The sequence below is a fragment of the Kocuria sp. genome (assembly GCF_030538595.1).
Taxonomy (GTDB): Bacteria; Actinomycetota; Actinomycetes; order Actinomycetales; family Micrococcaceae; genus Kocuria.
This window is the reverse complement of the sequence record NZ_JAUNTS010000010.1, coordinates 1-3,366: the sequence shown is the minus strand read 5'-3', so window position 1 is coordinate 3,366 and position 3,366 is coordinate 1. Positions and strand designations below refer to the sequence as shown.

Sequence of the window (3,366 nt, the reverse complement as noted above, 5' to 3'; positions counted from 1 at the left end):
GGCCTACCCCCGCATACGCGGGGTGAACCCTGTCCGTCGAATTCTCCGGTAAGCGCCGGGCGGCCTACCCCCGCATACGCGGGGTGAACCCGTCATGTTCCGACCGGAGTGGGCCAATGAGGGGCCTACCCCCGCATACGCGGGGTGAACCCTGCGGGTTCTCCACCCCTTCTTTCGCTGCGGGGCCTACCCCCGCATACGCGGGGTGAACCATCACCGGCCTGCTGCCGCAGCTCTCGGTCGCGGCCTACCCCCGCATACGCGGGGTGAACCTCCAACTCCCCGCCGCAGGAATCCGCGCACTGGGCCTACCCCCGCATACGCGGGGTGAACCGGCGACTTCGGTCACCGCCTCCACACGTTGACGGCCTACCCCCGCATACGCGGGGTGAACACGGTTTCTGCGTGGGCCAGCATGGCGGTGGCTGGCCTACCCCCGCATACGCGGGGTGAACACTACGTGGTCAGCGCAGGCAAGGTGTCCTGCAGGCCTACCCCCGCATACGCGGGGTGAACTGTAGTCGCGGGTGCCTTCGAGGATCGCGATGGGGCCTACCCCCGCATACGCGGGGTGAACTGAGTGGTCCATCGAGCGGGCTCAGCGGGCTGGGGCCTACCCCCGCATACGCGGGGTGAACGGCTCATTTCCGGGCGGCACTCAATGCCGATGGGGCCTACCCCCGCATACGCGGGGTGAACACTTCCTGACTTGCTGCGATACTAACGATTCATGCTGTTGCGCTTCACTTCTGCCCTTTTCACGGGTGAGCCGGTCCAGACGTATTCGTAGTCTCCCTTCTTCTGTCGGTGAGCGCGGTAAACCCATCCCAACCCGTGATTGGACCAGTCCCACGATGGTTTAGCTAGCCCGATGTGGGTCAAGGTCCTCAGCTCTGGTGCCGTCAACGGTTGCACTGGCAAGGGGAGTGCCACGCTCCTATTAGTAACTCCAGCACCGCCCGAAAGTCCGACCCCAACACGTGACTCCCCGAACACCGCTAGCGGTGCAATCGCGGTTCGAGTTAAACGTCCGGCGTCAACACCTAGCCCATTGATGCCAGGATCCGTGGTCACTCGATCCATTCCGCCATCGCACTGCTCCAGCCCGTAGCCAGCGTTGAGCGCAGTCAGGGCGTTGAGTACTTCCGTGATGTTCTGTCGGATGTCCTTTGACCCAAATGCTGTGCGCCGAAGGGCGACGGCCGTGTAGGAAGAATTGTTTGCGATCTGTGTGATGGGCATGGGCAGGGCACCGGGTGCGTTGTCTTTGCCTTTCTCCGCGGGTCCCAGGTCCGAAGCCAGTGAAATTAACAAACGATTGCCATGCTCGTCTGCTGCCTGGACCAGCCCGCGTGCAGCGGAAGACGGATTCCACTTCTGATTCTTGACGCCAATACCTTTAGGGAAGCCATGGGTGGTTGTTAGCTTTTCAGCTTCCGACCATTCGTCATGAGTCAGGATGTGCTCTACAAGAACCTCGATAGGGACATGTGACCGTAGAACTGGAACCACAGGTGGGGCGTCCGAGTCACAGGTAAGGGGACGCCAATGCAGCGTGGCAGCCGTATCATTGAGCTCCCATGCTGCGTTCAACAGGCCAATAGCTGCGAACCAAGCCGTCATGGGCTCGCGTTGCAACTACGGCTGGGGCAGCGATAAGACGATCTATTTGGACACGAACATCCCCACCCGGTGCGCTACCGTGGCAGTGCGTCCGAGCTGATGGGCGGTAGGCCTCTGCCTCTTGGTGCTTGATTCGCAGAGGGTCACATATGCTCCCCGCGTATGCGGGGGTAGGCCCCCCAACGCAGGTTGGGGGGCCTTGAAGCTGTCCACGGAGTCCTTACCCCTTCAGCGGAGGCGAGTGAGGCAGGCTGGCCATTAAGTTTCTAGAGCAGCAGGACGCAATTTTTCGACTGTGTCGTCGACGCTTTTAGACTTGTCAAACCATGAATGTGGATCATTGACCTAAATTTTTGCGAACTAGGACCTAAACTTCTTGTATGCGCGCCATCCAGTTTCCGCCAGTCGAGTTCCGTAGCCAGTTGGTCTCTGACCTGATTGAGCTTGAGCGGGTCAGGGTCGAATTCCGTACGGAGCGTCTGGATGATCCCCTCACCCTGGAACTCCGGAGGTTGTTCCAGGGTCTCAGCAGCGTCATGTCCGCCCGGATCGAGGGGAATCGGACTACGGTCTCCGACGTCGTTGCTGAGGCGCGGCGCGCCAGGCTCACTGGAGATCAGGCAATAGATGCTGTGCGGGAGATCCTCCAGTTGGAGGAGGCCACTGAGTACATTGAGCAATCAGCTGATCAGGGCAGGCTCGAACTCTCGCATTTGTTCGTGCGGGACCTGCATCGGCTAGCTGTTCAAGGTTTGGACCGGGAGGGTGACGACCATCCAGGCGCCTATCGCACAACCGGCGTTGCGATCTCAGGCGCTACGCATGTTCCGCCAAGCCCCAGCAGCATCCAAGCTGACATGGATCAACTGCTGGAATTCGCGAGTCAGGACGTCCTTCCCCAATTCCAGCTGCTACAGGTTGCATTGGTGCACCATAGATTCGTGTGGATCCACCCATTCGCCAATGGGAACGGTAGGGTTTCACGACTGCTGACGTACGCCATGCTCATCAAACGCGGTTACACATCGCCCAGCACTGCACGCCCCTTGAATCCGACGGCGGTCTTTGGGGCTGATCGGCAGGCTTACTACGACTTCTTGGCGCGAGCAGATTCATTGACTGATGAAGACTCACTGGCTTGGTGCAACTATGTGATTCGCGGGCTGCGCGCCGATTTGGCCAGTGTCACGCAATTAGCGGATCGCACCTACGTTACCGATCAGGTATTTGCTGAAGCATTGAACACTGCCATTGCGGAGCGAACGTTGACCCAGGCCGATGCAGACGTTCTGTACGAGGCGGCGCGGCGGGGTGCCAGTAAAGCGGGTGAACTCAGTGACGTACTTCCAGGCTCAGGGTCCTCAAGGAGTCAGAAGTTGGCCCGGCTGGTCAAGTCTGGATACCTGCAGAAGGTCGGTCGACCGCAAAAATATGCGATCAGTCTCTGGCAGAACGATCTCACCATTCATGTAGTACGGCGATTGGATGAGCTCGGCATGTTGCCGCCAATCTTGAGGGACTGATTTTAAATTCCTTGCCTCTCGAAATCATGCAGATTTATATTCAATAGCATTTGACTTGTTCTGCTGCATTGGTAGTAAGTTGACTGACTATCAATGCGAAAGGAACAGGAATCATGAACAAGACCCTCCGCATCCTCACGGCGGCAACAGCTACAGCGGCATTTTCGGCTCTTCACAATCCAGGGTGTAGTCGCGGTCTGAACCCGCCGGCTTCCAGAAG

At 58.9% G+C, this 3,366-nt stretch carries 2 protein-coding genes and 1 CRISPR repeat array; of the genes, one reads left to right on the top strand and one right to left on the bottom strand.

Going from position 1 to position 3,366, the window contains the following annotated elements; all coding sequences use genetic code 11:
* A CRISPR array of direct repeats spans positions 1-699; the repeat unit is 28 nt; unit sequence GGCCTACCCCCGCATACGCGGGGTGAAC.
* 21 nt (positions 700-720) lie between these two features.
* Entirely contained in the window at positions 721-1,623 is a 903-nt protein-coding gene (locus Q4G32_RS09315) for a hypothetical protein (RefSeq protein WP_303350925.1), read from the bottom strand.
* 536 nt (positions 1,624-2,159) lie between these two features.
* On the opposite strand from Q4G32_RS09315, the gene Q4G32_RS09310 reads away from it, so the two are divergent.
* Positions 2,160-3,146, top strand: coding sequence for a Fic family protein (locus tag Q4G32_RS09310; RefSeq protein ID WP_303350923.1), 987 nt, complete (start codon positions 2,160-2,162; stop codon positions 3,144-3,146).
* The last annotated feature ends 220 nt before the right edge of the window (positions 3,147-3,366 follow it).

Excerpts from the sequence above, each read along its gene's own strand:
- Q4G32_RS09310 (WP_303350923.1), top strand. The coding sequence starts at position 2,160 with ATGTCCGCCCGGATCGAGGGGAATCGGACTACGGTCTCCGACGTCGTT.
- Q4G32_RS09315 (WP_303350925.1), bottom strand. The coding sequence starts at position 1,623 with ATGACGGCTTGGTTCGCAGCTATTGGCCTGTTGAACGCAGCATGGGAG.